This window comes from Brachyspira sp. SAP_772 (assembly GCF_009755885.1).
Classification (GTDB): Bacteria; Spirochaetota; Brachyspiria; order Brachyspirales; family Brachyspiraceae; genus Brachyspira.
The window spans coordinates 1-985 of the sequence record NZ_VYIX01000045.1 but is presented as its reverse complement, the minus strand read 5'-3'; the positions used below and the strand labels follow the sequence as shown (position 1 = coordinate 985).

The following is a 985-nucleotide window of genomic DNA, read 5'->3' as shown; positions in this document are numbered from 1 at the left end:
TTATGTGCTGCTGCATGAAATATTATATCTGGATTTTCTTGTTTTAATATTTTATCTACTTTTACATAATCTCTAACATTAGATATAATATATTTAAACTTATGTTTGTTTTTTTCATTTTTTCTATCATTTAAAGACATTATAAGGCTATGTATTGCACCTTCAGAATTATCTAAAGCCATTACTTTTTTTACAGGAAGAGTTACTAACTGTCTTACAAGCTCGCTTCCTATAGAGCCCCCACCTCCTGTMACTAGTATTGTTTTATCTTTATAATAATCCGATATCTCTTTTTCATCAAAACCAATCTCTTCTCTTCCAAGTAAATCTGATGGTTCAATGTTTCTAATATCTTTAATAGAAGCATTTCCTTTTATTATCTCAAAAAAACAAGGGAGTATTTTATATTTTATGCCTGTAGGATATATTATATCTAGTATTTCAAGAAGTTCTTTTTGTTTAAGTGTAGGTATTGCTATAATAATTTCTTCTAGTTCTATATTGTYATTTTTATATTTGTTTATAATTTTTTCTATRTYTTTAACTTTKCCTTCAACTTTTATAGTATGATTATAAATATTAATTTCTTTTTTRTTTTCATCATCATCTAAAAAGCATAGTATATTATATTCATTATTTTCGTCTGATGTCAATATTTCAGAAGCAAGAGTCTCTCCAGCATTGCCAGCTCCGATAATAACAATATTTTTTTTATCCATTAAGTATCCCAAAATTATTWTTTAATAATTAATTATAGTATATATTTGTTATTATACAAGTTATTTAATTTATTTACCGCACGGTGAAAGATTTTTAATAATATAATAAAAGTTKTATTTTAATTTTATTTATATTTATGTGTAAATTTAGCGTGCGTAGTGTTTATTCTGTTTTTAATTGTTTGTAAAATATATTAATTTAAACTATACAAAAACTTGACAAATACAACTATAAAAATATAATGAGTGTATTATATTATAAGGAC

The 985-nt window shown here is 23.3% G+C and carries 1 protein-coding gene; it reads right to left on the bottom strand.

Annotation, left to right across the window (positions count from 1 at the left end; translation table 11 throughout):
* Positions 1-719 (bottom strand): polysaccharide biosynthesis protein (locus GQX97_RS12445; RefSeq protein ID WP_157152231.1); only part of this gene is annotated, 719 nt, incomplete at its 3' end.
* Positions 720-985 lie beyond the last annotated feature (266 nt).